Source organism: Sphingobium chungbukense (assembly GCF_001005725.1).
Lineage (GTDB): Bacteria > Pseudomonadota > Alphaproteobacteria > Sphingomonadales > Sphingomonadaceae > Sphingobium > Sphingobium chungbukense.
Genome location: NZ_LBIC01000001.1, coordinates 299,164 through 323,662, shown reverse-complemented (window position 1 = coordinate 323,662; position 24,499 = coordinate 299,164). Strand labels below are relative to the sequence as shown.

General features: G+C 65.7%; 27 protein-coding genes. 17 read left to right on the top strand and 10 right to left on the bottom strand.

Annotated elements, in window-relative coordinates:
- Positions 1-2: 2 nt before the first annotated feature.
- The 5 genes from dut to YP76_RS01560 form a co-directional block, all read right to left on the bottom strand.
- The gene (gene dut, locus YP76_RS01580) at positions 3-461 is read right to left on the bottom strand and encodes a dUTP diphosphatase (RefSeq protein WP_046761859.1); all 459 of its coding nucleotides are present in this window, start codon (positions 459-461) and stop codon (positions 3-5) included.
- Positions 436-1,692 (bottom strand): bifunctional phosphopantothenoylcysteine decarboxylase/phosphopantothenate--cysteine ligase CoaBC, encoded by a 1,257-nt coding sequence (gene coaBC / locus YP76_RS01575; protein ID WP_046761858.1) that lies wholly within the window; start codon positions 1,690-1,692, stop codon positions 436-438. Before coaBC ends, dut begins: the two co-directional genes overlap by 26 nt.
- A gap of 72 nt (positions 1,693-1,764) precedes the next feature.
- Positions 1,765-2,169 (bottom strand): GlcG/HbpS family heme-binding protein, encoded by a 405-nt coding sequence (locus YP76_RS01570; RefSeq protein WP_046761857.1) that lies wholly within the window; start codon positions 2,167-2,169, stop codon positions 1,765-1,767.
- Positions 2,170-2,222: 53 nt separating this feature from the next.
- Positions 2,223-3,764: a 2-polyprenylphenol 6-hydroxylase gene (ubiB, locus tag YP76_RS01565; protein WP_046761856.1), complete on the bottom strand. Its 1,542-nt coding sequence runs from the start codon at positions 3,762-3,764 to the stop codon at positions 2,223-2,225.
- A gap of 6 nt (positions 3,765-3,770) precedes the next feature.
- The gene (locus YP76_RS01560; protein ID WP_046761855.1) at positions 3,771-4,502 is read right to left on the bottom strand and encodes a class I SAM-dependent methyltransferase; all 732 of its coding nucleotides are present in this window, start codon (positions 4,500-4,502) and stop codon (positions 3,771-3,773) included.
- A 238-nt stretch (positions 4,503-4,740) separates the two neighbouring features.
- On the opposite strand from YP76_RS01560, the gene mutM reads away from it, so the two are divergent.
- The 4 genes from mutM to YP76_RS01540 all read left to right on the top strand — a co-directional run bounded on the left by mutM (position 4,741) and on the right by YP76_RS01540 (position 8,442).
- Positions 4,741-5,553: a bifunctional DNA-formamidopyrimidine glycosylase/DNA-(apurinic or apyrimidinic site) lyase gene (gene mutM / locus YP76_RS01555; protein ID WP_046761854.1), complete on the top strand. Its 813-nt coding sequence runs from the start codon at positions 4,741-4,743 to the stop codon at positions 5,551-5,553.
- 137 nt (positions 5,554-5,690) lie between these two features.
- Positions 5,691-5,954, top strand: a complete 264-nt coding sequence (gene rpsT, locus YP76_RS01550) for a 30S ribosomal protein S20 (RefSeq protein ID WP_046761853.1) — start codon at positions 5,691-5,693, stop codon at positions 5,952-5,954.
- A 443-nt stretch (positions 5,955-6,397) separates the two neighbouring features.
- A complete protein-coding gene (gene dnaA, locus YP76_RS01545) occupies positions 6,398-7,807 on the top strand; it encodes a chromosomal replication initiator protein DnaA (protein ID WP_046761852.1) in 1,410 nt (469 codons plus the stop codon).
- Positions 7,808-7,839: 32 nt separating this feature from the next.
- Positions 7,840-8,442, top strand: a complete 603-nt coding sequence (locus YP76_RS01540; protein WP_046761851.1) for a peptidylprolyl isomerase — start codon at positions 7,840-7,842, stop codon at positions 8,440-8,442.
- A gap of 154 nt (positions 8,443-8,596) precedes the next feature.
- On the opposite strand, the gene YP76_RS01535 is transcribed toward YP76_RS01540, so the two are convergent.
- The 4 genes from YP76_RS01535 to secB form a co-directional block, all read right to left on the bottom strand.
- Positions 8,597-9,247 carry a DUF4136 domain-containing protein gene (locus tag YP76_RS01535; RefSeq protein ID WP_046761850.1) on the bottom strand — a complete coding sequence of 217 codons (651 nt, stop codon included), beginning with the start codon at positions 9,245-9,247 and terminating at the stop codon, positions 8,597-8,599.
- Between the two features lie 209 nt (positions 9,248-9,456).
- Positions 9,457-10,461, bottom strand: coding sequence for a tryptophan--tRNA ligase (gene trpS / locus YP76_RS01530; RefSeq protein ID WP_046761849.1), 1,005 nt, complete (start codon positions 10,459-10,461; stop codon positions 9,457-9,459).
- A 4-nt stretch (positions 10,462-10,465) separates the two neighbouring features.
- Positions 10,466-12,070, bottom strand: coding sequence for a murein biosynthesis integral membrane protein MurJ (gene murJ / locus YP76_RS01525; protein WP_046761848.1), 1,605 nt, complete (start codon positions 12,068-12,070; stop codon positions 10,466-10,468).
- Positions 12,071-12,094: 24 nt separating this feature from the next.
- Positions 12,095-12,598, bottom strand: a complete 504-nt coding sequence (secB, locus tag YP76_RS01520; protein WP_046761847.1) for a protein-export chaperone SecB — start codon at positions 12,596-12,598, stop codon at positions 12,095-12,097.
- Positions 12,599-12,789: 191 nt separating this feature from the next.
- Here secB and YP76_RS01515 point away from each other — a divergent pair, with 191 nt between their 5' ends.
- From YP76_RS01515 to YP76_RS01500, 4 genes are all read left to right on the top strand, one after another.
- The gene (locus YP76_RS01515; RefSeq protein ID WP_046761846.1) at positions 12,790-13,446 is read left to right on the top strand and encodes a Tim44/TimA family putative adaptor protein; all 657 of its coding nucleotides are present in this window, start codon (positions 12,790-12,792) and stop codon (positions 13,444-13,446) included.
- Complete coding sequence (gene mltA, locus YP76_RS01510; protein ID WP_046761845.1) at positions 13,443-14,702, top strand: murein transglycosylase A; 1,260 nt, start codon at positions 13,443-13,445, stop codon at positions 14,700-14,702. Before YP76_RS01515 ends, mltA begins: the two co-directional genes overlap by 4 nt.
- Positions 14,703-14,714: 12 nt before the next feature.
- A complete protein-coding gene (locus tag YP76_RS01505) occupies positions 14,715-15,248 on the top strand; it encodes a Smr/MutS family protein (RefSeq protein ID WP_046761844.1) in 534 nt (177 codons plus the stop codon).
- A 96-nt stretch (positions 15,249-15,344) separates the two neighbouring features.
- Entirely contained in the window at positions 15,345-17,024 is a 1,680-nt protein-coding gene (locus tag YP76_RS01500; protein ID WP_046761843.1) for a putative bifunctional diguanylate cyclase/phosphodiesterase, read from the top strand.
- On the opposite strand, the gene dapE is transcribed toward YP76_RS01500, so the two are convergent.
- The gene (gene dapE / locus YP76_RS01495) at positions 17,021-18,163 is read right to left on the bottom strand and encodes a succinyl-diaminopimelate desuccinylase (protein ID WP_046761842.1); all 1,143 of its coding nucleotides are present in this window, start codon (positions 18,161-18,163) and stop codon (positions 17,021-17,023) included. The two genes, YP76_RS01500 and dapE, sit on opposite strands and share 4 nt — an antisense overlap.
- A gap of 85 nt (positions 18,164-18,248) precedes the next feature.
- Here dapE and YP76_RS01490 point away from each other — a divergent pair, with 85 nt between their 5' ends.
- The 9 genes from YP76_RS01490 to YP76_RS01450 all read left to right on the top strand — a co-directional run bounded on the left by YP76_RS01490 (position 18,249) and on the right by YP76_RS01450 (position 24,340).
- Positions 18,249-18,692, top strand: a complete 444-nt coding sequence (locus tag YP76_RS01490; protein WP_046761841.1) for a cupin domain-containing protein — start codon at positions 18,249-18,251, stop codon at positions 18,690-18,692.
- A 20-nt stretch (positions 18,693-18,712) separates the two neighbouring features.
- Positions 18,713-19,720: a S66 peptidase family protein gene (locus YP76_RS01485; protein ID WP_198147429.1), complete on the top strand. Its 1,008-nt coding sequence runs from the start codon at positions 18,713-18,715 to the stop codon at positions 19,718-19,720.
- 80 nt (positions 19,721-19,800) lie between these two features.
- A complete protein-coding gene (locus YP76_RS01480; RefSeq protein ID WP_046761840.1) occupies positions 19,801-20,472 on the top strand; it encodes a queuosine precursor transporter in 672 nt (223 codons plus the stop codon).
- A gap of 25 nt (positions 20,473-20,497) precedes the next feature.
- Entirely contained in the window at positions 20,498-21,415 is a 918-nt protein-coding gene (gene argB, locus YP76_RS01475; RefSeq protein ID WP_046761839.1) for an acetylglutamate kinase, read from the top strand.
- Positions 21,416-21,560: 145 nt separating this feature from the next.
- Positions 21,561-21,851, top strand: coding sequence for a YggT family protein (locus tag YP76_RS01470; protein WP_007688568.1), 291 nt, complete (start codon positions 21,561-21,563; stop codon positions 21,849-21,851).
- The gene (locus YP76_RS01465; protein ID WP_046761838.1) at positions 21,848-22,177 is read left to right on the top strand and encodes a DUF167 family protein; all 330 of its coding nucleotides are present in this window, start codon (positions 21,848-21,850) and stop codon (positions 22,175-22,177) included. The genes YP76_RS01470 and YP76_RS01465 overlap by 4 nt, the downstream gene beginning before the upstream one ends.
- Positions 22,174-23,067, top strand: a complete 894-nt coding sequence (gene folD / locus YP76_RS01460; protein ID WP_046761837.1) for a bifunctional methylenetetrahydrofolate dehydrogenase/methenyltetrahydrofolate cyclohydrolase FolD — start codon at positions 22,174-22,176, stop codon at positions 23,065-23,067. Before YP76_RS01465 ends, folD begins: the two co-directional genes overlap by 4 nt.
- Positions 23,064-23,726, top strand: a complete 663-nt coding sequence (locus YP76_RS01455) for a YybH family protein (protein ID WP_046761836.1) — start codon at positions 23,064-23,066, stop codon at positions 23,724-23,726. Before folD ends, YP76_RS01455 begins: the two co-directional genes overlap by 4 nt.
- Positions 23,723-24,340, top strand: coding sequence for a MarC family protein (locus YP76_RS01450; RefSeq protein WP_046761835.1), 618 nt, complete (start codon positions 23,723-23,725; stop codon positions 24,338-24,340). The genes YP76_RS01455 and YP76_RS01450 overlap by 4 nt, the downstream gene beginning before the upstream one ends.
- Positions 24,341-24,499: the final 159 nt, after the last annotated feature.

Sequence of the window (24,499 nt, the reverse complement as noted above, 5' to 3'; positions counted from 1 at the left end):
GGCTATTTGACCCCAGTCGACCCGAAGCCGCCGGCCCCGCGAACCGTCTCGTCCAGTTCCTCGACTTCGGCAAAGCGCGCCATCTGCACCGGCGCCGCCACCAGTTGCGCGATCCGGTCGCCCCGCGCGATCACGAACGGTTCGGCGCCGAGGTTGATCAGGATGACCTTCAACTCGCCCCGATAATCGGCATCGATCGTGCCGGGCGTATTGGGCAGGCTGATCCCGTGCTTGAGCGCCAGCCCTGAACGGGGCCGCACCTGCACCTCATAGCCTTCCGGGATCGCCATGGCGAAGCCCGTCGCCACCGCATGCCGGCCGCCGGGCACCAGAATGACATCCTCCGCCGACACTACATCCATCCCCGCCGCATGCGCCGTCGCATAGGCGGGCACCGGCAGCCCCTCGCCATGGGGCAGGCGCTTCAGACGGATTTCAATCGGAACCAGAGGAGAGGGCATGAGCGACCTTTTCTATCAAACGAGTGGCGACGGCGTCCTTGGGCAGATTCTCCCAACTGTCGACGCCATTCTTGGAAATGATGTGCACGCTGTTGCGATCGCCGCCCATCACGCTTGAGCCGGGTGGGCCCGACACGTCATTGGCGACGATCCAGTCGGCCCCCTTGCGCGCCAGCTTGGCCTGCGCATGTTCGGCGATCTTCTGCGTTTCGGCGGCAAAGCCCACCAGCAGGGCAGGGCGCTTTGCATGCCGCCCCAGCGTGGCAAGAATGTCCGGATTCTCGACCAGAGCCAAAGGCGCGGGCTTGCCCGACCCATCTTTCTTGAGCTTCTGATCCGCCGCATCCGCGGTACGCCAGTCCGCCACCGCCGCCACCATGATCGCGGCATCGGCGGGGAGCGCAGCCTCCACGGCCCCCAGCATCTCCCGCGCCGTCTCGACATCGACCCGGTCCACCCCGGCAGGCGTCGGCAGATGCACCGGCCCCGCCACCAACGTCACCCGCGCCCCAGCCCGCGCTGCTGCTGCGGCAATGGCAAAGCCCTGCTTCCCCGAGGAACGGTTGGCGATATAGCGTACCGGATCGATCGGCTCATGCGTCGGCCCGGCCGTCACCAGCACATGCCGCCCGGCCAAGGGCGCATCCGCCGTCTCGAAATCGGGCTGCCCCGCCAGCGGATCGGCGGCCAGCGGCAGCGCCAGCAACCGCGCCACCTCCGCCGCAATCGCTTCCGGCTCGGGCAGACGGCCCTTGCCGAACTCGCCGCACGCCATTTCGCCGCTGTCCGGCTCCATGACATGCACGCCATCGGCCTTGAGCTGCGCGATATTCCGCCGGGTCGCGGCATGATGCCACATCCGCACATTCATCGCGGGCACGGCCAGCACCGGCTTGTCGGTCGCCAGCAGCAGGGTGGTCGCCAGATCATCGGCAATGCCACCCGCCATCTTGGCCAGGATATTGGCCGTCGCAGGCGCCACCACCACCAGATCGGCCTGGCGGCTAAGCTGGATATGCCCGATCTCGCGCTCTTCCTTGAGGTCGAACAACTGCCCAAAGACATGGTCCTCGGTCAGCACGCCCAGCGAGAGCGGCGTCACGAACTGCGCGGCGCTCTCCGTCAGCACGGCCCGCACGGCCAGGCCCCGCTTGCGCAGCAGCCGCACCAGCTCCAGCGACTTGTAAGCGGCGATGCCGCCCGAAATGATGAGAAGGATGCGCTTGGTCATGACAGGCCCATCATTTGGTCAAGCGGGGGGCCCTTGTCCAGCCGTTACAGGCCAGCTCTTACAGGCCAGCCCTTACAGGATAGCCGCGATACCCGCGCGCGCGATCTGGGCGTCCTGATCCGACTTCACCCCCGACACGCCGACGGCGCCGACAATATCGCCGTCCACGATGATCGGCACGCCGCCTTCCAGCATGGCCTGCATTCCCGGCGCGGAGAGCATGGTGATGCGGCCGCCCAGGATCAGATCCTCATAGACTTTCGATTCCCGGCGTCCCAGCACGGATGTCGTCGCCTTGGCCGGCGCCATCTGGGCCGTACTGGCCGACGCGCCGTCGAGCCGCAGCAGACCCAGCAGATGCGCGCCGTCATCGACGACCGCGATCGTCACCGCCCAGCCATTGGCGCGGGCTTCCGCCTCCGCTGCGGCCAAAATGGCCTTGACGTCACTGGCTTCCAGGCTGTGCTTGGTCTTCATTCTGATTTCCGTTCATGAAGGGGGCCGGACCGACCCGGCAAATCGTGGAGATCTTATAAGAAGGTCATCGCCGCTGCCATGGCGCCCGCGCCCACGACCCCGGCCAGCAATGCCACCACCACATAGCGCCATCCGGCCCCGACGCGGATCAGCCGCACCTCAGCCAAAGGCGGCGGCGGCGGCGCGCCGCCCTTTTCCGGGAAGGCTTCCTCGATCCGCTTCACCAGACCCGGCAGGCGCTGCAAGATGCGCCAATTCTCGATCAGGGCATCGGCCGCCTTCGCCTCCGGCCCCAATTCGGATCTCAGCCATTCCTTCACATAAGGCCCGCTCGTCTCCCACAGGTTGATGTCGGGGTCGAGCGAGGTCGCCACGCCCTCCACCATCACCATGGTCTTTTGCAGCAGCAGCAGATGCGGCTGGGTCTGCATGTCGAAATCGCGGGTGATCGCGAACAGCCCGTCCAGCATCCCGCCGACCGACAGCTCGCGCACCGGCTTGCCCCGCATCGGTTCGCCCACGGCCCTCAGCGCCGTCGCGAACTCCTCGACATTATGATGGCCCGGCACATATTGCGCCTCGAAGTGAATCTCCGCCACGCGCTTGTAGTTGCCGGTGATGAGACCGTAGAGAATCTCCGCCAGCCACATCCGCGCGCGCCGGTCGATCCGCCCCATGATGCCGAAATCGATGGCGACGATATCGCCATTGGCGGTGACGAACAGATTGCCCTGATGCATGTCGGCATGGAAGAAACCCTCGGCGATCGCCTGCCGCAGGAAAGCGTTCACCAACCGCGCCGCAATCTCCTGCACGTCATGGCCGGCGGCGATCAGCGCGTCCCGATCGGAGATTTTCACTCCGTCGATCCATTCCATCGTCATGACCTTGCCGCTGGTGCGGTCCCAGTCGATGGCGGGCACGCGATAGCCCGGCATCGCCTCCATCGCTTCGCTCAGTTCGGAGGCCGAGGCCGCCTCGCGCCGCAAGTCGAGTTCGCGCGCCGTCCAACGCTTCATGTTCGCGATGACGAGGCGGGGCCGCAGCCGCGCGACTTCGCCGCCCAGCATCTCGACATGGGCGGCCGCCCATTCGTAGGTCTGGATATCGCGGTTGAACTGGTCGGTGACGCCGGGGCGGATCACCTTCACCGCCACGTCGCGCCCCTCGGTCGTGACCGCCCGATGCACCTGCGCGATCGAGGCCGCGCCCACCGGCTCCTCGTCGAAGCGGCTGTAGAGCGCCTCCAGCGGCCGGCCGAAACTCTGCTCGATCTGCGCCCTGATGGTGGCGAAGGGCACCGGCGGCAGCGCGTCCTGCAAGCGCAGCAGATCGTTGGCGGCCTCGTCCCCCACCAGGTCGGGCCGCGTCGCCAGCGTCTGCCCCAGCTTGATCGCGGCCGGACCGATGGCCTGGAAGGCATCGGCATAGCGCGGCTGCCCGGGGACACGCGCACCGAAGCGGGCCACCCGCACCAGCCGCCGCACCGGCGCGGGCGTGAACGGATCGCGCTCGATCCCGCGCAACGCGCCATGACGCGCCAGGGTGCGGCCCCATTTCAGCAGCCGCCAGATATGCGTGATGTGGGAAGGCACGAGGCGTCAGATCTTCCAGCCGCTGTGGATCGCGACCAGTCCGCCCAGGATCGGTTCCACCTTGGTCTGGACGAATCCCGCCTCGCGGATCATCCGCTCGAACTCCGGCATGGGCGGAAAGCGGCGGATCGATTCGATCAGGTAACGATAGCTGTCCTCGTCATCGGCCAGCCGCTTGCCCAGCTTGGGCACCAGCCGATGCGAATAGACGTCATAGACATCCGAAAATCCCGGCCAGGTCGTGGTCGAAAATTCGAGGCAGAAGAAACGCCCGCCGAACTTCAGCACCCGATGGGCCTCGCGCAATGCCTTGTCGATATGGGTGACGTTGCGGATGCCGAAGGCGATCGTATAGGCGTCGAAATCCCGTTCGCCGAAGCTCAGCTCCTCCGCATTCTGCTCCGACCAGATCAGCCCTTCCAGGCCCTTCTTCTTGGCCCGCTCGACGCCGACGGCCAGCATTTCGGGATTGATGTCGGACACGGTGACATGCGCGCCATGCCTGGCCAGGCGAAAGGCGACATCCCCGGTGCCGCCCGCCATGTCGAGAATCCGTTCGTCCCGGCGCGGCTTCACGCGACCCACGAACTGGTCCTTCCACAGCCGGTGCGCGCCCGCCGACATGGCGTCGTTCATCAGGTCATATTTGGACGCGACGTTGGAGAAGACGGCGCGGACCATCCCCTGCTTTTCGGCGGCTTCGACATCGCGATAGCCAAAGGAAGCGGTTTCACTCATGGCCGAGCCTCCTAGAGCATTTTCGGGCGCGGAGGAAACACCCCAGATCAGCTAAAATGTCCCAGGCCGGCGCCGGGAGGATCGTCACCCACGCCCCTTGAAAAATTCCCCTGTCCTGCACAGCCCCAGAGCCGCTAAACCACGATAGGGGAAGGTGTGCCCGAACCCTTGCGCATCCACCCTTCCGTCGTGCCGCCACCGTCACTCGAAACCGCCACCTGTAACTCGCCTGGAACCGATGCCCGAACTTCCCGAAGTCGAAACCACCGTCGCTGGCCTCCGTTCGGTCCTGGAGGGCGCCGTCCTCACCCGCGTCGAGCCGCGCCGGGCCGACCTGCGCTTCCCGATCCCCGTCGACCTGCGCCAGCGGCTGACCGGCGCGACCGTCACCGCCCTGTCCCGTCGTGCCAAATATGGGCTGATCGACACCGACCGGGGCGACACGCTGATCTTTCATCTGGGCATGTCGGGCCGCTGGCGAATCGATCCGGCGGAAATCGGCGCGCACGACCATCTGCTGATCGAGACCGGCGCGGGGCGGCTTCTGTCGTTGAACGATCCCCGCCGCTTCGGTTCGCTGGACCTCGTGCGCAGCGAGGCGTGGGAAAGCCACAACCCCTTCACCCGCATGGGTCCTGAACCCCTCGGCCCGGACTTCACCGCGGCCAGCCTGGCCGCCGCGCTCAAGGGCAAGGCGACATCGATCAAGGCCGCGCTGCTCGACCAGCGCATCGTCGCGGGCCTTGGCAATATCTATGTCTGCGAAGCGCTCAACATGGCGGGCATTGCCCCCACCCGGGAGGCGGGCCGGATCAGCCGTCCCCGGCTCGTCCTTCTGGTGGAGGCGATTCGCGAGGTACTGACCGCTGCGATCGCCGCCGGGGGGTCCACGCTGCGCGACTATGCCCGCCCCGATGGCGAGCTCGGCTATTTCTCCAAGCAATGGCGAGTCTATGGGCGGGAGGGGGAGCCATGCCATTGCGGCACGCCGATCCGCCGCCGCGTGGACAGCGGCAGATCGACCTTTTTCTGCCCGAAATGCCAGAAATAGCAGGCCGGTCGGCGGTTGATGCCCAGCTTTTGTTGACGGCATGGGCGTTCCCCGGTAAGGGGCGCTCCTTCACGAGGGCCGGTTGGCGATTCCGACGGGCCCTTTTCACGAGATTTGACGAGAACCGAGGACAGTAAATGGCCAATACGCCGCAAGCCAAGAAGCGCATCCGTCGCAACGCCCGCCGTGCCGAGATCAACGGCGCCCGCATCAGCCGGATCCGTACCCTGGTGAAGAAGGTCGAAACCGCTCTCGCCGCTGGCGACAAGGCCGTTGCGACCACGGCGCTTCAGGCGGTGCAGCCGGAACTCGCGCGCGGCGTCGCCCGCGGCGTGCTGCACAAGAACACGGCGGCCCGCAAATTCGGCCGCTTGACGAAGCGCGTTGCCGCGCTCGGCTAAGCTCTAGCCACTATCGTCGTCAGCTCGAATATGCCCGCCCCGCCTTCGCGGGGCGGGCTTTTCATGTTTCATTCACCGAACAGTCATTTTCGACGACCTGAGGATTCCCGGCGATTCTCGCCCGATTCGAGGAATTTTCCCGGAAATGTGCCCAATCAAATATCTGAAAAATAACGATATTTTTTCAAAGCTTCGTTTTCCGCCGATTTGTCGAGTCAACGGCTTTATTTCACATTTTTGACCGGCCATGCCCTTGATCCGGCGAAGCAGGCCTGTCTATTTTCAGTTTCTGACCGCTATTCGAATCGAATTTCCGGCGGTCATCATAAGGTTAGTTGATGCATGAAGCTTGGAAGGCCCAGGGGCTTTTCCGAATGCTGTTCTGCGTCTTTGAAATTCGCTCCCTGCCTATCGGGGGCGCAGTTGATGGGGGTCGACTGTTTATGAAGGATATTACGGCAGTGATTGGAAGTTTCAGCGGTCTCGACACGCAGCAGAATGCGCGCCTGGAGACGGCCTGGGCGACCATTCGCGCCGGTTTGCGCCGGGACATCGGCGCGCGCATGTTCGATCAGTGGCTGAAGGCCACGCAGCTGGGCGACTATTGCCCCGAATCACAGACCCTCGATCTGCTGTTCGCATCCGACTTCACGGCCAATTTCGTATCGGGGCAGTTCGGGGACCGGCTGCGCATGGCGTGGCGCTGCGCCGGTGCGGGGGTGCGTGAGGTGCGGCTTCGACGGGCACCCAATGCCGTCGGCCCCCGCGTCCTGGAAATGTCGGCGGCGCCCGCTGCCGACGTGGAAGAGACGATCGCCGCGCCGCAGCCCAGCTCCAATTTCCAGCCGCGCCACAGCTTCGACGAGTTCGTGACGGGCGAAACCAATCATCTCGCCTTTTCGGCGGCCCAGGCGATGGCTGGCGAGGCCTCGCCGCGCTTCAGTCCGCTCTTCATCCATGGCGGCACGGGGCAGGGCAAGACGCACCTGCTGCACGCCATTGCCCAGGCCTTTTCCGTGCATTCGCCTTTGGCGCCGGTCCTCTACATGTCGGCCGAGCGTTTCATGATGGAATTCGTGAACGCGATGCGCGCGAACGAAACCATGATGTTCAAGGCGCGGTTGCGCGCCGCGCGGTTGCTGCTGATCGACGATATCCAGTTCATTGCCGGCAAGGGGTCGACGCAGGAGGAATTTCTGCACACCATCAACGATCTGATCGATGCCGGCGCGCGCATCGTCGTGACCGCCGACCGCGCTCCGCAGATGCTGGACGCCATCGACGCGCGCATCCTTTCGCGCCTGGCGGGTGGGTTGGTCGCGGATATCCGCCCGGCCGGTCTCGATCTGCGCCTCGCCATATTGGAGGCCAAGCGCGCCATCGCCGGCGATCCGCCGGTGCCCGACGCGGTGGTGGATTTCCTGGCCCGTTCGATCCGTTCGAACGTCCGCGAACTGGAAGGCGCCTTCAACAAGCTGATCGCTTATGGCCAGCTTACCGGCCGCTCGATCGATCTGGAATTTGCCCAGACGATGCTGGCGGACGCCGTGCGGGCCAATGCCCGCCGGATCACGGTGGACGAGATCCAGAAGGTCTGCGCCGCGCACTACAAGATCGATGCGGCCGAAATGCGGTCCAAGCGCCGTGCCCGCGCCGTGGCGCGCCCGCGCCAGGTGGCCATGTATCTCGCCAAGAAGATGACGCCGCGGTCCCTGCCCGAAATCGGCCGCATCTTCGGCGGGCGCGATCACAGCACGGTGATCCATGCGGTCCGCACCATCGAAGGGCTGCGGCAGAGCAATCCGGACATCGATGCCGATATCCGCGCGCTTCAGCGCCTGCTGGAAGGCTGACAGGGAAGCGGCTTTGGACTAGGCTTCGCGCCATGATCGGGAAGCTTGTCCTTTTTCTCGTCGCGTTCGTGGGTCTTGCGCCCGCGATCGCGCAGTTGCCTGCAACGCCGCCGGCAGATGTCCGGGTGGCTCTCGATACGGAGGCCGGGCCAATCGTCGTGGCCGTGCATGTCGCCAAGGCGCCCGTCACGGCCGCCAATTTCCTGCGCTATGTCGATCAGAAACGGTTGGACGGCACGCTCTTCTATCGCGGTGTCGGCACGGCGGACTATGGGTTCGTGCAGGGCGGTGCGCAGAACGATCCCAAACGGGTCCTGCCGCCGATCAAGCATGAGCCGACGACGGAGACCGGCCTCACCCATGATGATGGCGCGCTCTCCATGGCCCGTTATGCGCCGGGCAGCGCGACAGGCGATTTCTTCATCGTGCTCGGCAAGATGCCGGGCATGGACGCGCATCCGGAGGCCAGCGGCGACAATCAAGGCTTCGCCGTCTTCGCCCATGTGGTCGAGGGGCTGGATGTGGTGAAGGCGATTGTTGCTGCGCCCAAATCGCCCACCGCCGGCGAAGGCGTGATGAAGGGGCAGATGCTGGAGCGGCCCGTGAAGATTGTGACGGCGCGGCGCCTTCCCTGAAAGGCCAACTACCCCTCGGTGTTGCGCATGCGATGAACGGGGTGCCCAAATGATTCCCGTTCTTCCCTCTTCCCTTCGATCCAGCAAAAAGCCCGGCGATCATCGACCGCCGGGCTACAGGGCATGGCTGGGAGCCACCCTTTGAATGATGGCCTCAACCCTTTTTTTCGGGGGGCAGCGTGATCTTCACATTCTCCCCATTCTGGCCGGGAAAGCCGGTGAACATCGCGTCGATCAGATTGGGCACCAGATAGGTCAGCTTATTCGACAGCGATTGCGCCTGCGCCTTGCCTTCGAACAGGCGGCGATTGTCGGCAGCGCGATCGATCTTCATGCTGAGATCGCTGGTATAGACCGTGTAGCTGCTGATGTCGTTATAGCCGCCGGGACCGAACAGCCACGGGTCATAGAAGCCATAGCCCCAGGGGCGGCCCCAGCGTCCGCGCCAGCCCCAGCCGCCGTAGAAGAAGGGATCGGGTGTGCCGATGCCGGTCGAGCGTACCTTTTCGCGGCCATTGTCGACGCCATAGGCCACGCGGACGATCAGGTCGGCGCGCGCCGGATCGCCGGCGGCGATATAGCCGGTCTGGGTCAGGCGCTGGCTGACAAGATCGGCATAGTGCGAAAATTCAAGGCCGCCGGCAAGGCGCGGATCGTCCGCAACGACGGCGAAGCTCTGCCCGGCGGGCGCGGGAAGCTGCTGAAAGCGGGCGACATCCGCTTTGAAGGAAGTAGCGCAGCCCGACAGTGCCACCAGCGCCAGAGCGGGGGCCGCCATCAGACCGATCTTGTTGAAACGGATCATTTTTTCTGCGTCCTGTATCAGGCACTACGCCTGCCAAACATCTTGCGCCCTGCCATGGCAAAACGCAACTGAACATCGTTTGAACGCGCGAAACGGGCGAACGGGCGCAAACCATGTCCTGCCATCCCTACGACGGCGCGGGCATGATTATTCCGTCACGGAGGGGAAGGCGAACGGGAAGGAGGGGCGCTTTCGCAGCCCCTGTGGCATTACCGCATCAGTCCCATCGCGTCATAGGCAGCGCGCAACGTGGGGTCTGCGGCGGCCGCCGCCTTGGCCGCGCCCTTTTCGAGGATCGCGTCCAGCGCCGCGTCATCGGTACGCAATTCCATGAACCGCGACCGGATCGGACGGAGCGTTTCGACCAGAAGCTCGCCCAGCGCGGGCTTGAACGCGCCAAAGCCCTTGCCCGCGAAATCGGCGCAGACGGCGTCGGCGGTCCTGCCCGACAGCGTCGCATAGATGCCGACCAGATTGTTCGCTTCCGGCCGCCCGGCCAGCCCTTGCGCAGTTTCGGGCAGCGGTTCGGGATCGGTCTTGGCTTTCTTCACCTTCTGCATGATCGCATCGTCATCGTCGGTCAGGTTGATGCGGCTCATGTCGCTGGGGTCGGACTTCGACATTTTCGCGGTGCCGTCGCGCAACGACATGATACGCGCGGATTCCTTGGGAATGATCGGATCGGGCAGGGTGAACAATTCCACGCCGAAATCGGTGTTGAACTTGGCGGCGATGTCGCGCGCCAGTTCCAGATGCTGCTTCTGGTCCTCCCCCACCGGGACGTGGGTGGCGTTGTAGACGAGGATGTCGGCGGCCTGGAGCACCGGATAGACGAAGAGACCGATCGAGGCGCCCTCACGGTCCTTGCCCACCTTGTCCTTGAACTGGGTCATGCGGTTGAGCCAGCCGATCCGCGCCGTGCCGTTCAGCAGCCAGCAGAGTTCCGCATGGGCGGGCACCCGCGCCTGGTTGAAGAGAACCGAGCGATCCGGGTCGATCCCGGAAGCGACGAGCGCGGCGGCCATGTCGCGCACGTTGCGGATGCGCTGCTCGCGCCCCTCATGCACGGTGATCGAGTGCATGTCGGCCAGGAAGAAGAAGCACTGGCTCTCACTGTCCATCTCATCCTGCATCCGCACCCAGTTGCGGATCGCGCCCAGATAATTGCCCAGGTGCAGATTGCCGGTCGGCTGGATGCCGGAAAGGACGCGCATTCTTCTATCCGTTCTCTGTCTTGGTTGCACTTTTGCGGCGCATCAACGCCTTGAGGTCGGACAGCCGATAGGCGCCCGTGACGAAACAGGCCACCCCGTACAGCGCGATTCCCGCTCCGACAAGCACGGCCAGCGCCACATAGCGCTGGACCATCACACCGCTGAGCCAGGGATCGAGCAGCCCTTCGCCCGCGTAGAGCGCGCCGCCCATCGCGACCGCCGCGATCGCAAGCCTGGGCAGGCGACGCCGCAACTGCCCATCGGCAGCGAAATGCCCGCGCTTCACCAGCGTCGAATACAGCATCGCAACATTGACGGTGGAGGATAAGGCCGTCGCCAGCGGCGGCCCGACATGGCCCATGCCTGCGCGGCCGAGCAGCGGGATCAGCAGGAAATTGCCGATGATGTTGATGACGATCGACAGCATCGCATAGCGCACCGGCGTCCTGGTATCGCCGCGGGCATAATAGCCCGGCGTCAGCACCTTTACGAGGACATAGGAGGGCAGGCCGATGGAAAAGGCCGACAGGGCCCAGCCGCAGCGCTGCGCATCCTCCGCCGTGAAGCGGCCATATTGGAACAGGCCGCGCACGATCGGTTCCGCCACGGTGATGAAGGCCACGGTCGCGGGGAGGGTCAGGAACAGTGCCAGTTCGATGCCCCTGTTCTGCGTGTCCATTGCCACTTGTTCCTGACCGGTCGACAGCAGGCGCGAGATGGTGGGCAGCAGGATGGTGCCGAGGCCAATGCCTATCAGTCCCAGCGGCAACTGGTTCAGCCGGTCGGCATAATAGATATAGGTGATCGATCCCGAAGCCAGCAGCCAGCCGGACAGGGCGGTGGAGATCAGCAGGTTGATCTGCGACGCGCCCGCACCTGCCGCTGCCGGCACGATCAGGCGGAGAAGTTCCTTCACATCGGCGTCGAAGCGCGGCCGCTTGAGCTTCATCGAGACGCCGGCCCGGCGGCAGGCCCAGATCAGCCAGAGCAGTTGCAGTGCCCCGCCCACGGTGACGGAGATCGCCTGCACCCGCGCGGTTTCATATTCGTCGGCGCCATGGAACAGCCAAAGCCCTGCGATCATGGCGACATTGAGCAGGATCGGCGCGGCCGCGTTCACCCAGAATCTGTCGAGCGAGTTCAATATCCCGCCCAGCAGCGAGGCGAGGCTGATCAACGCCAGATAGGGCAGGGTGATGCGCGAGAGCATGACCGCGAAGGCGAACTGCTCAGGGCTGGGATGCTGGCGCGAAAACCCGCCGGAGAGTGCCCAGGTGATGGGCCACGCCGCCGCGATCAGCAGGGCGGTGAAGACCAGCAGCACCGGCAGCAGCACGGCGAGCGCCCGCTCCGCGAAATGATAGCCTTCCGCGATCCCGCCCGGTCCCGCCGCCTTGCGGTTGAACATGGGGATGAAGGCGGCGGAAAAGGCGCCCTCGGCAAAGAGGGCGCGGAACATGTTGGGCAGGCGGAAGGCGACGCCGTTGAAGGCGTCAGACGCGAAACCCGCGCCGACATAGCGCGCCGCCAGCGAATCCCGGACCAGCGCAAGCACCCGGCTGGCGAGCGTCAGCCCGCCGACCGAGCCAAGCGCCCGCACCAGTTTCATAGGATTCTATGGTCCCCGATCGGTTCAGGCGTGACCGGCCGGTTCGCCTGCGGTCTGCGCCATGGCTTCGGCCTGCTGGACATAGAGGCCGCCGAAATCGATCGGATCGAGCAGCAGCGGCGGGAAGCCGCCGTCGCGGATCGCGTCGGCCAGCACGCGGCGGGCGAAGGGGAACAGCAGGCGCGGCGCTTCGGCCAGCATGAAGGGCTGCATCTGGTCCTCAGGCACGTTGCGCATGCCGAAGATCGCCGCATAGACCAGTTCGACGGCAAAGGCGGTGCCCTGCGGCGCGGTCGCCTTGACCTCGATCTTCAGCGAGACCTCGACCACTTCCTCGCCCACCTTGTCGGCGCCGATGTTGAACTGCACGTCGATCTGCGGCTGGTCCTGCCACTGATAGACGGCGGGCGCGTTCGGGTTCTCGAACGACAGGTCCTTCACATATTGGCTGATCAGCGCGATCTGCGGGCCGGTGTCGGCGCCGTTGCCGGTGATGCTGCTCTGGATGGTATCGGCTTCCTCGGCCATCTGATTTCCCTGGGTTTATGGTTTGGCTGGCAGGCGGAATGCCCGCATGATGTTCGACCCGCGCGCTTAGCAGGGGCGGATGGGCAGGGCAATGCACCTCGCGCAAAGCCGCCATTTGAATATGCGGGGAAACATGCCTATGTTGACTGCGTTCGTTTTTTCCAGATTCAGACCAAAGGTGCCTGACTGCCGTGTACGTAATTGTCATCCTCGCCATGATTGCCGGTTTTCTGGCGCTGCGGCTCTATTCCGTGCTGGGCAAGCGCACGGGGCATGAGCAGGAGCCGGCGCTTCGCCCGGCCGAGGAACGCGCCAAGGTGACGATCGTGCAACCCCGGCCCGTGCCCGAAATGGCGGGCGATTCGGTGCGTCTGGCCGATGGCCTCATCGCACCCGGCGGCGAGGCGGGCGTTCGCGCGTTGATCGCGGCGGACCGCGGCTTTGACGTGCCGCAATTCGTGGACGGGGCCAAGGCCGCCTATAAAATGGTGCTCGAAGCCTTCTGGCGCGGCGACCGGCAGGAATTGGAATGGCTCTGCGACGCCGATGTTCTCGCCTCCTTCGAGGAGGCGATCGCGGCTCGCGAGGCGGAAGGCCATGTGCTGGACAACCGTCTGGTCCGCATTGAAAAGGCGCAGATCATCGATGCCAGCGTCACGGGTCGCCTGGCCGAGGTCTCGTTGCGCTTCGAAGCGGATATCGCGGCAGTCACGCGGGACAAGGACGGCCATGTCGTCGCCGGGTCGCTGACGGATGCGATCGGCACCAACGACATCTGGACCTTCACGCGCGACCTGCGCAGCACCGACCCCAACTGGAAGCTCAGCGAGACCGACGAGGCCGCATGAGCTTGCGCCGGTCGGGCGGCGCGTTGGCCGCGGCGCTGCTGCTGTCGGCTTGTGCGGGCGGCGTGATTCCGCCGGGCGCGGGCGGTCCGGCTCCCGTCCGCCCGCCGCGCGGTGGCGGAGAGACGGTGATCAGCCCCGTTCCCGCGACGCCCCGGCCGACCTTGCCCGTCACGCCGCCGACCGCCACCCCGCCCGCCGATAGCGCGAACGCCGTCAGTGCGGGCATCGCGCGAGGTCCGGACATTGCCAGCCTGATCCCGCCTGGCGAACGATCGCGCAAGGCATTGCAGGCGTTCCGCCTGTCCTGCCCCTCGCTGATGCGCCGGACCGACCAGAGCGGACTGACAAGCGGTTCCGACTGGAACAATGCCTGCGCCGCAGCGTCGAGTTGGCCGGAAAGTTCCGCCAACGAATTTTTCTCCCGTTATTTCGAAGCGGTCCAGGTCGGGCCGGGCACGGCCTTCGTCACCGGCTATTATGAACCGGAAATCGCCGGCGCGCGCAGCCGTCAGCCCGGCTATCAGGTGCCGATCTACCGCCGCCCGTCCCATCTGATCGACGTCAATCTCGGCCTGTTCAGCGACAGCCTGAAGGGCAAGACCATTCGCGGCAAGGTGGAGGGCAGCAATTTCGTCCCCTTCGATGATCGATCACAGATCGTGGCGGGATCGCTGGCGGGCAGGGGGCTGGAACTGGCCTGGGCGGCCGACCCGGTCGAATTCTTCTTCCTTCAGGTGCAGGGCAGCGGCCGGTTGCTGCTGCCCGATGGCGGCGTGATGCGCATCGGCTATGACGGGCAGAATGGCCGCGACTATACCGGCATCGGCAAGCTGATGAAGGATCGGGGCCTTATCCAGGCCGGTTCGATGCAGGATATCATGCAATATCTGCGCGCCCACCCGGAAGAGGGCGCGGCGATCATGAACGAGAATAAGAGCTGCGTCTTCTTCCGCGAACTGACCGGGGCCGGCCCGCTGGGGGCGATGGGCGTGGCGGTGACGCCCGAAGCGACGGTAGCCGCCGACCCCAGATATGTGCCCCTGGGCGCGCCCGTGCTGCTCTCGCTCGACCGGGCCGAACCCAATGGCATCTGGATCGCGCAGGATACGGGCGGGGCGATCAAGGGCGCCAATCGTTTCGACAGCTTCTGGGGCGCGGGCAGCAACGCGCGCGGCATAGCGGGCGGCATGTCGGCGCGGGGCAGCGCGTTGATCCTGCTGCCGGTCGGATCGGCGGCGCGGCTCGGCCAGAATTGATGCCATGCGGCCATGGTCCGGCGACACCTCTCCTCTGATGAACAGGCGCTCTGGACGGCGCTGACCCGATCGGTAAGGCCGCTGCGTCCCGGCGCGCGGGCATCCGCCCTGCCCGCCGTGCCGGTCAAGCCCAGGATGGAAACAGGGTTAACAACTGCCCCGGCCCAGCCCGCCCTGACCCCGCCGGCGCGTACCCCGTCCACCATATTGGATTCGGGTTGGGAACGCAGAATCCGTAGCGGAAACATGGCACCCGACATGGCGATTGACCTGCATGGGCACAGCCTGGCTGCGGCCCATGCCCGGCTTAACCAGGCGCTGGCGGCGGCATGGGCACGCGATGCCCGCGTGCTGCTGGTGGTGACGGGAAAGCCGCCCAAGACCGGCTCTGCCGGTGGGGGAGCGCGGCGTGGTGCCATTCGCGGCGAGATCGGCCATTGGCTGGAAACCAGCAGCTATGCCGACCGTATCGCCAGCGTGCGGATCGCGCATCAGCGCCATGGCGGAGAGGGCGCGCTCTACGTCATTTTGCGGCGCAAGAAATAAGCCTTTTTGGGGTGAGGCACTGACCTTTTCTTAACCACTGTCCTTCATATCCGGCTGATCCAGCCCAACGCCGGGCTGCGCAGGGCAGGGAGACTCATGCAGGGCGTGACATTGACGAGCCGCGCCACTGCCTTCGCCTGCGCCGCGGGGGCGTTGGTGTTCATCCTGTCGCTGGTCCTGGGCCAGGGGCAGGCGACGGACATGGAAGGCATCGGCCGGTCCCTCATCATCGCGATCCTGTGCGGCACGCTGAGCTGGGGCTCCGCGCGTCAGACCGTGGCGACCACCGCCAGCGCGATCGACCGGGCGACCGAACGGTTGCTGGACGCCGCCCATGGCGACCTGCAATCGGCCGTGGCCCGGGAAATCGGTCAGGAACTGCCAGACCTGTCGGTGGCGATGGAAAGCCTGTTCAGCCAGGTGCGCACCAATCTCGACCATGTGCAGGCGCTGGCGCTGTTCGATCAGGTGACGGGCCTTGCCAACCGCACCAGCTTCTGCCGCCAGGTCGAACGGATGCTGGCGGAACGCAGCGAGGAGGGGCTCGCTGCGCTGTTCTTCATCGATCTGGACGGGTTCAAGGCGGTCAACGACACGCTGGGTCATGCGGCGGGCGATCAATTGCTCGCCCGCGTCGCCGGGCGGCTGCGCGAAGTCGCCATGGCGCAGGCCAGCGCGGGCGTCGGCGACGCCCTGATCGGTCGCCTCGCGGGGGACGAGTTCACCTTGTTCGTGCCCAGCATGGCCGACCGGGAAACCGCCCATAGGATCGCCCGCGCCATCAAGTTCGCGCTGGGCGAGCGCTTCGATCTCGGCAGCCAGCATATCGATCTGGGCGCTTCGATCGGCATTGCCTGCTATCCCGACCATGGCGACACGCTGCCCGCGCTGCTGCGTTCGGCCGACATCGCCATGTATCACGCCAAGCATCAGGGCCGGAACCGGGCCGAGATGTTCACGCCCGAACTGGCGCTGGAAGCCGCCGACCGCGCCGAACTGGAACGCGATCTGCTGCTGGGGCTTCAGCGCGACGAATTCCTGCTGGAATTCCAGCCGCAGATCGAGATCGGCACGGGGCGGGCGGTCACGGCGGAGGCGCTGGTGCGCTGGGTGCATCCGGAGCGGGATCTGGTCATGCCAAGCTCCTTCGTTCCCGTCGCCGAGGAAAGCGGCGCGATCGTGGCGCTGGGCGACTGGGTGATGAGCCGGGTGTGCGAAACGGCGGCACGCTGGGCGCAGGCGGGCATGTCGCAGCGTATCGCGATCAATATTTCCGCGCGCGAACTGGCGCAGGCCGATTTCTTCATGCGCCTGCGCCACGCTCTCGACGCGCACCGGACGCCGCCGGCCACGCTGGAACTGGAGATCACGGAATCGCTGGCGATGGAGATGAAGGCGGATACCCGCGACCAGCTTCGCGCCCTTCGCCGCGACGGGGTGCGTATCGCCATCGACGATTTCGGGACCGGCTATTCCAATCTTTCCCGCCTGCGCGACCTGCCGGTGGACCGCGTGAAGATCGATCGCAGCCTGGTGCGCGACATCGCGATTTCCGCGGAGGCGCGGACGATTTGCAGCGCGGTCGTCGGGCTGATCCAGGGCCTTGGCATGGAGGTCGTGGTCGAAGGCGTGGAGACGCAGGCGCAGATGGAGATGCTGCGCGTCATCGGCTGCACGCTGTTCCAGGGCTATCATCTGGCGCGGCCGATGGGTGAGGCGGATTATCTCGCTCGCTTCGCCGCGCCCACGGCTCTCCCGGAGCGCAGCGCGCTCTAGCCCTTGAGGGCGCGCACCGTCACCAGCCGGTAGATTTCGGTGAGATCGCCAAGGTCGGTCAGGGCGACTGCCTCGTCCAGCTTGTGCATGGTCGCATTGTTGAGACCGAATTCCACCACCGGACAGAGGCGCGATAGGAACCGCGCGTCCGATGTGCCGCCAGTGGTCGACAATTCCGCCTCCACCCCGGTCACTTCACGGATGGCGCCGGAAACCAGATCGGACAGCATGCCGGGTTCGGTCAGGAAAGGTTCGCCGCTGATCCTGGCTTCCACCGTGCCGCCTTCGGCCGCCGCGATGGCGGTGATGCGTTCCACCAGTTCCGCGCCGCCATGTTCGTTGTTGAAGCGGATCGAGATGCGCGCCTGCGCGGTGGCGGGGATGACGTTGGTGGTGGGGTTGCCGACGTCCAGATTGGTGATTTCGATATTGCTGGCCTGGAACCAGTCATTGCCCTGGTCCAGCACGATGGCGTCGATGGCGGACAGGATGCGGACGAGGCGGGGGATCGGATTGTCGGCCAGATGCGGATAGGCGACGTGGCCCTGCATGCCCTCGACGTTGATCCACATGTTCACCGAGCCGCGCCGGCCGATCTTGATGACGTCGCCCAGCCGCTGCGAGGAGGTCGGCTCGCCCACCAGGCAGAAGTCGGGGCGCAGGCCGTGGGCGGCCATGCGGTCCATGAGGGCCAGCGTGCCATGGACGGCCGGGCCTTCCTCATCGCCGGTGATGATCAGGCTGATCGTGCCGGGCAGGTCGGCGGGCAGGCGGTGCAGCGCGGCGACATAGGCGGCGATGGCGCCCTTCATGTCGACGGCGCCGCGGCCATAGAGCAGTTCGCCGCGCTTTTGCGGCGTGAACGGATCGCTGGTCCAGCCATTGCCCGGCGGCACCACGTCCAGATGGCCGGCAAAGGCGAAATGCGGGCCGGGGCCGGTCGTCCGCCAGGCGAGGAGATTTTCCACCGGGCCGTCCGGCGCCTCGCCGGTGATGAACCGGTCGACCGTGAAACCCAGCGGTTTCAGCATCGCCTCCAGCACCGCGAAGACCTCCCCCGTGGCGGGCGTGATGGAGGGGCAGGCGATCAGTCTTTCGGTCAGGCCGATCGGGTCGGCATCGGTGCTGGTGATGGTCATCGGCTTGCGTTAGAGCATTTTGAAGTCGGCTGGAACCGCCGACGGCCCGCAAAATGCGGCGGTAAACAAAGCAAATGGAAAGATCATGCCCAAGATCGATCTGGCAGCCATCGAACAGACCAACAGGACCGGCTATCCCGCCGAATTTGCCGAAGCGGTGGCGGGGCGATGGGTGCGCAAGCTGGGGCCCGCGACGGGGCTTTCCGAATTCGGGGTCAGCCATGTCGTGCTGAATCCCGGCGCGGCGTCCTCGCAGCGGCACTGGCATGAGGAGGAGGACGAGTTCGTCGTCATGCTGAGCGGGGAAGCGGTGCTGGTCGATGACAGCGGCCGGACGCCGATGCGGGCGGGCGACATGGCCTCCTTTCCCAGGGGCGATGGCAATGGCCATCATCTGGTCAATGAGAGCGGCGAGGATTGCGTGTTCCTGGCGGTGGGCCGCGTTCCGCAGGGCAGGGCGCATTATCCCGACATAGACCTGATATGGTCGGGCGAAGCCTATCATCGCAAGGATGGGAGCCGATTTTGAGTCTCGATCGTCGTGCGTTGATGGCCGTGCTGGGCGCGGCGATGGTGGCGCCGAAGGGGCTCGCGGCGGCTCCGATCGGGGTGGTGAAGCCGCCCCGGCTGCGTCCCGGCGACATGGTGGGACTGGTCGAACCGGCGGGCTTCACCGACGACGCCTTCGACCTCGATCTGGTGAAGGACACGATCCTCGCCATGGGGCTGGTCCCCAAACCGGCGAAGCATCTGGTCGAGCGCTACGGCTATCTGGCCGGCAAGGACGCGGACCGGGCGGCGGACATCAATGCGATGTTTGCCGATCCGCAGGTGCGGGCGGTGTTCGCGACACGGGGCGGTTGGGGTTGCGCGCGCGTGCTGCCTTATCTGGACTTCAGGACGATCCGGGCCAATCCCAAGCTGCTGATCGGCTTTTCCGACATCACCGCGCTGCACCTGGCCTTTGCCGCGCGCGCGGGGTTCGTCACCATCCATGGACCCAATGCGGCGAGCAGTTGGCCGCGCTTTTCCTGGGACGCCTTCCGCGCGGTGGCCTTTGACGGGGCGACGCCGACGCTGGCCAATCCGGAGGGGCATGAGGACCGGCTGGTGCAGCGCAGCGGGCGCATCCGGACCTTTCGCGGCGGGAAGGCGAGCGGGCGGCTGCTGGGCGGCAACCTGACCGTGCTGTCAACGCTGATGGGGACGCCCTGGGTGCCGGATTTCGACGGGGCGATCCTGTTCGTCGAGGATGTCAGCGAGCAACCCTACCGCATCGACCGGATGCTGACCCAGTTGGCGCTGTCCGGGGTGCTGGGCAGGGTCGCGGGCGTGGTGTTCGGCCAGTGCACCGATTGCGGGCCGAGCGGTGCGTCCTATGGCGGCTTCACGCTGTCGGAGGTGTTGCAGCAGCATCTGGGCGCGTTGGGGGTCCCGGCCTTCCAGGGTGCGCTGTTCGGGCATGTCGCCAGCCAGTTCAGCCTGCCTGTCGGTTGCCGGGCGGAGATCGATGCGGATATCGGAACGATCCGGCTGCTGGAGCCGGCGGTCCGATAGGGTCGGGAATGTCCGCCTCTGGCCCATCCCGCTTGCCTTCCGCTCTTCCCACCCCGATGAAATCCCTTTAAGTCCCGGCCATGGCTTCCCATCCCGCGCCGATCGCGCGTTCGCTTTTCGTCTTCTCAATCTTCTATGGCGGCATGGTCTGCATTGCGGGCGTGCTGGGCAACAAGCAGGTCACGCTGGGGCCGCTCTCCGCCATCGGCCCTTGGTTCGGCCTTGGCCCGCTGGCGGTGGAGGCCGGGATCTTCGCCTTCCTGCTGCTGGTGACGATCTCCAGCGCCGTTGCCGAACTGCATGGCCGGACCGTTGCCAACCGGCTGGTGCAGGTGGGTTTCCTGCCGCTGATCGCCTCCATCCTGCTCTCGATCGTCGTGCTGTCCGTGCCCGCCGCGAATGATATGGACCCGGCCCGGCGCGATGCCTTCGCGCTGATGATGGGCGGCACGCCGCGTATCTGGCTGGGCGGGATCGTCGCCTATGGCATTTCGCAGACGCTGAACGTCACGTTGTTCGCCGCGCTCAAGGGACAGGAAGGTGGCCGCATGCTGTGGCTGCGCGCCGCGGTGGCGAGCATATTGTCGCAGATCGCGGACACGCTGCTCTTCGTTTCCATCGCCTTTTACGGCGTCTTCCCGATCGGGGAACTGTTGCTGGGCCAGATGCTGGCGAAGGTCACCTTGTCGGCCCTGTTGGTGCCACCGGTCATCTATGCGCTCGTCGCGCTGGGGCGGCGGCTGGACCGCTAACTTGCGGAGCCGGGCTTAGTGCCCTATGCGCCCGCGCATGAACAGCAAGCACGCCCCCGATCCGGCGCTCCTCGCCAAGGCCGAAACCCTCGTCGAAGCATTGCCCTATATGCAGCGATATGCGGGCAAGACCTTCGTCGTGAAATATGGCGGCCACGCCATGGGCGATCCCGAGGCGGCGCGCGATTTCGCCGAAGACGTGGTGCTGATGAAGGCGGTCGGCATCAATGTCGTCGTCGTCCATGGCGGTGGGCCACAGATCGGCGCGATGCTCAAGAAGCTGGGCGTCGAATCGCAGTTCGTCGGCGGCCTGCGCGTCACCGACAAGGAAACCGCGCAGATTGCCGAAATGGTGCTGGCGGGATCGATCAACAAGGAAATCGTCGGCTGGATTTCCGGCGCGGGCGGCCGGGCGGTCGGCATTTCGGGCAAGGATGGCGGCCTGGTCCTGTGCGAAAAGGTGCTGGGCAAGCGCGAGGCGGACCCCAATTCCGGCATAGAGCGCAATGTCGACCTGGGCTTCGTCGGCGATCCGGTGAAGGTCGACCGCAGCATCCTCGACACGCTGTCGCGGGACGGCATCATTCCCGTGGTCGCGCCGGTGGGCATCGGTGCGGACGGCCATACCTACAATGTCAATGCCGACACGATGGCGGGGGCCATTGCCGCCGAACTGGGCGCGTCGCGCTTCTTCCTGCTGACCGACGTCGCGGGCGTGATGGACAAGCAGGGACAGTTGATGACCGACCTCGATCCCGAAGCGATCCGGGGGCTGGAGGCGGACGGCACGATCAGCGGCGGGATGATCCCCAAGCTGGAAACCTGCGTCCGTGCGGTCGAGGGCGGGGTGGACGCCGCCGTCATCCTCGACGGGCGAGTGCCGCATGCGATGCTGCTGGAAATCTTCACCGATCGCGGTGCGGGCACTTTAGTGCGCCGGTAAACAAGCCGGCAAATGCCGCATGTTCCTGCCTTCGCAGGATGCCCTTGGCCGAACGCGCCCTGCATTTGGTGGAATATTCCGTCTGGATGCTTGTGGCGCGGACGTCCCCTCGGCTAGAGCCGATCGCAATCAAATTGGAGATCGCATGGCCTACGCCCTCTATCAGATCATCGTCATCCTGCTCGATGTGCTGTGGTGGATCATCATCATCCAGGCCATCATGAGCTGGTTGATCGCCTTCAACGTCGTCAATCTTTCCAATGATTTCGTGCGCACGGTGATGGTCGCGCTGGATCGGATGACGGCGCCGATCTACAATCCGATCCGCCGGGTGCTGCCCGATCTGGGTGCGCTCGACCTGTCGCCGATGGTCGTGCTGCTGGGCATCCTCATCATCCGCCAGGCGATATTGCCGCCGCTGTTCGGGCTGGTGTGACGGTCTTCGTCCGCGACGGCACCGATCTGCTGCTTACCGTCCGGTTGACGCCGGGCTCGACGAAGGAGGGGATCGGCGGCGTCTGGACGGATGAAAAGGGCGCGGAATGGCTGAGCGCCCGCGTGCGCGCCGTGCCGGAAAAGGGCAAGGCCAATGCGGCGCTGGTCGCGTTGCTGGCCAAGTGGCTGGATTGGCCGCGCAGCGCGATTTCGCTGGAATCGGGCGACACCAACCGGCTAAAGCGGCTGCGGATCAAAGGCGGTGGTGAGCGGTTGTCGCTCGCAAGACTTTCCGCCATCATCGGGGAATGGGTTGAAGCATCATGACCATCGGCAAGATCATCGACGGCAAGGCCTTCGCGGAGACGCTCCGTGGCAAGGTCGCGGACGGCGTGAGCGCCTTCACCGCGCAAGCCGGGCGCAAGCCGGGACTGGCCGTGGTGCTGGTGGGCGAGGACCCGGCCAGTTCCGTCTACGTCCGCAACAAGGGCAAGATGACCCTCGCCGTCGGCATGGAGAGCATGGAGTTCAAGCTGCCCGCCGGGATCGGTGAGGAGGAACTGCTCGATCTGGTCGAGGAACTGAACGCCGACGAGCGGGTGGACGGCATCCTCGTCCAGTTGCCGCTGCCCGCCCATATCAACGAAGCCTCGGTGATCGGCACGATCGATCCGGCCAAGGATGTCGACGGCTTCCATGTCGTCAATTCGGGCCGGCTGGCGACCGGGCAGGAGGCGCTGGTGCCCTGCACGCCGCTGGGCTGCCTCATGCTGCTGAAGGATGAACTGGGCGATCTGTCGGGGATGGAGGCGGTGGTGGTCGGCCGCTCCAACATCGTCGGCAAGCCGATGGCGCAATTGCTGCTGGCGGAAAATTGCACCGTCACCATCGCGCACAGCCGGACCCGCGATCTGGCCTCGGTCGTGCATCGTGCCGACATCGTGGTCGCGGCGGTGGGCCAGGCGGAGATGGTGAAGGGCGAATGGATCAAGCCCGGCGCGACCGTGATCGACGTCGGCATCAACCGCGTCACCGATACGGAGGATGGCAAGAGCCGGATCGTAGGCGACGTCGCCACGGCCGAGGCGCTGGCCCATGTCCGCGCCATCACCCCGGTTCCGGGCGGGGTCGGACCGATGACCATCGCCGTGCTGCTGCGCAACACGCTGGTGGCGGCGCATGCGCGAGCCGGGCTGGCGAAACCGGAGGGGCTGTGAAGGCGCGCTCCGCGTTTATCGTCCTGACTTTTCTCGCCTTGGTGGGTGCGCGCCCGCCGATGCGCTATCAGCCCGATCCCAGTTCCGTCTTCGCCGCAGAACTCGCCTTCAACCGGCTGGCGCAGCAGAAGGGGCAGTGGACCGCCTTCCGCGAAACGGCGGCGGACGAAGCCGTGATGTTCGTGCCGCAGCGGGTGCTGGCGAAGCAATGGCTCAAGGGCCGCGCCGATCCGCCCGCGTCGGTGCGCTGGACGCCTTCGACCATCTTCGTGTCCTGCGACGGCAATCTGGCGGCCAGCACCGGCAACTGGAAACGGCCGGACGGATCGGTCGGCTATTTCACCACCGTCTGGCAACGCGACAAGAAGGGCGAATGGAAGTGGATCATGGACCATGGCGATACGCTCGCTCTCGCCCGTGATGCGCCCGAATTCCTGGTCGGCAAGGTCGCGACCTGCAAGCGTCGCGGGCCCGGTGGGGGCGGGCCGCCACCGGGGTCCGGGCGGGGCAAGGGCGAAACGCTGCCCATGCCCAGGGATGAAAGCCTGACCTGGAGCGCCGACGTCGCGACCGATGGCAGCCGCAGGGTGACCGTGCGCATGTGGAACGGCACGGATTACGAGACCGTGATCGACGACAAGGTGGCGGCGGGCGGATGACGGAACTGTTCATCTCCGCCTTCGTCACCCTGTTCGTGGTGATCGATCCGCCGGGCTGTGCGCCGATCTATGCCAGCCTCACGACCGGGGCGACCATGGCGCAGCGGCGCAGCATGGCGATCCGCGCCGTGGGCATCGCGGCGGGAATCCTCCTGCTGTTCGCCCTTTGGGGCAAGCAGTTGCTGGGCGTGCTGGGGATCGAACTGGACAGCTTCCGCATCGCGGGCGGGATCATGCTGTTCATGATCGCCATGGACATGGTGTTCGAAAAACGCACCCAAAGGCGCGAGGACCGCGCGCACAAGATCGCGGAAACCCCGGAAGTCGAGGATGTGTCGGTCTTTCCCATGGCGATGCCGATGATCGCCGGTCCGGGATCGATCGCCACCGTCATGCTGCTGATGTCGCGAGCGGATGGCCTGAGCGAACGGCTGGTTGTGATCGGTGCGGTGGTGGTGACGCTGGTGCTGATGCTGGGGTCGTTGCTGGCGGCGGGGCCGATCATGGCGCTGCTCGGTAGCAAGATCGAGGCGGTGATCACGCGGTTGCTGGGCGTGTTGCTGGCGGCGCTGGCCGCGCAATTCGTGATCGACGGACTGAAGGCGAGTTTTTAGGCTGGGTTGGCCGCTTTGGGTGGAGGGCGGACAGTCGCTTTCCTGGAATACACCGTGCTCCTGCGAAGGCAGGAGCCCAGTTCCTTTGTCGCGGTGATTCACTGAGGGGGGAACTGGGTTCCTGCCTTCGCAGGAACACGGCGCGCCTCATGACCGCCC

Coding starts and splice junctions, on each gene's coding strand:
- dut (WP_046761859.1), bottom strand. CDS start 461: ATGCCCTCTCCTCTGGTTCCGATTGAAATCCGTCTGAAGCGCCTGCCC.
- coaBC (WP_046761858.1), bottom strand. CDS start 1,692: ATGACCAAGCGCATCCTTCTCATCATTTCGGGCGGCATCGCCGCTTAC.
- YP76_RS01570 (WP_046761857.1), bottom strand. CDS start 2,169: ATGAAGACCAAGCACAGCCTGGAAGCCAGTGACGTCAAGGCCATTTTG.
- YP76_RS01560 (WP_046761855.1), bottom strand. CDS start 4,502: ATGAGTGAAACCGCTTCCTTTGGCTATCGCGATGTCGAAGCCGCCGAA.
- mutM (WP_046761854.1), top strand. CDS start 4,741: ATGCCCGAACTTCCCGAAGTCGAAACCACCGTCGCTGGCCTCCGTTCG.
- rpsT (WP_046761853.1), top strand. CDS start 5,691: ATGGCCAATACGCCGCAAGCCAAGAAGCGCATCCGTCGCAACGCCCGC.
- dnaA (WP_046761852.1), top strand. CDS start 6,398: ATGAAGGATATTACGGCAGTGATTGGAAGTTTCAGCGGTCTCGACACG.
- YP76_RS01540 (WP_046761851.1), top strand. CDS start 7,840: ATGATCGGGAAGCTTGTCCTTTTTCTCGTCGCGTTCGTGGGTCTTGCG.
- YP76_RS01535 (WP_046761850.1), bottom strand. CDS start 9,247: ATGATCCGTTTCAACAAGATCGGTCTGATGGCGGCCCCCGCTCTGGCG.
- trpS (WP_046761849.1), bottom strand. CDS start 10,461: ATGCGCGTCCTTTCCGGCATCCAGCCGACCGGCAATCTGCACCTGGGC.
- murJ (WP_046761848.1), bottom strand. CDS start 12,070: ATGAAACTGGTGCGGGCGCTTGGCTCGGTCGGCGGGCTGACGCTCGCC.
- secB (WP_046761847.1), bottom strand. CDS start 12,598: ATGGCCGAGGAAGCCGATACCATCCAGAGCAGCATCACCGGCAACGGC.
- mltA (WP_046761845.1), top strand. CDS start 13,443: ATGAGCTTGCGCCGGTCGGGCGGCGCGTTGGCCGCGGCGCTGCTGCTG.
- YP76_RS01505 (WP_046761844.1), top strand. CDS start 14,715: ATGGTCCGGCGACACCTCTCCTCTGATGAACAGGCGCTCTGGACGGCG.
- YP76_RS01500 (WP_046761843.1), top strand. CDS start 15,345: ATGCAGGGCGTGACATTGACGAGCCGCGCCACTGCCTTCGCCTGCGCC.
- dapE (WP_046761842.1), bottom strand. CDS start 18,163: ATGACCATCACCAGCACCGATGCCGACCCGATCGGCCTGACCGAAAGA.
- YP76_RS01490 (WP_046761841.1), top strand. CDS start 18,249: ATGCCCAAGATCGATCTGGCAGCCATCGAACAGACCAACAGGACCGGC.
- YP76_RS01485 (WP_198147429.1), top strand. CDS start 18,713: ATGGCCGTGCTGGGCGCGGCGATGGTGGCGCCGAAGGGGCTCGCGGCG.
- YP76_RS01480 (WP_046761840.1), top strand. CDS start 19,801: ATGGCTTCCCATCCCGCGCCGATCGCGCGTTCGCTTTTCGTCTTCTCA.
- argB (WP_046761839.1), top strand. CDS start 20,498: ATGCGCCCGCGCATGAACAGCAAGCACGCCCCCGATCCGGCGCTCCTC.
- YP76_RS01470 (WP_007688568.1), top strand. CDS start 21,561: ATGGCCTACGCCCTCTATCAGATCATCGTCATCCTGCTCGATGTGCTG.
- folD (WP_046761837.1), top strand. CDS start 22,174: ATGACCATCGGCAAGATCATCGACGGCAAGGCCTTCGCGGAGACGCTC.
- YP76_RS01450 (WP_046761835.1), top strand. CDS start 23,723: ATGACGGAACTGTTCATCTCCGCCTTCGTCACCCTGTTCGTGGTGATC.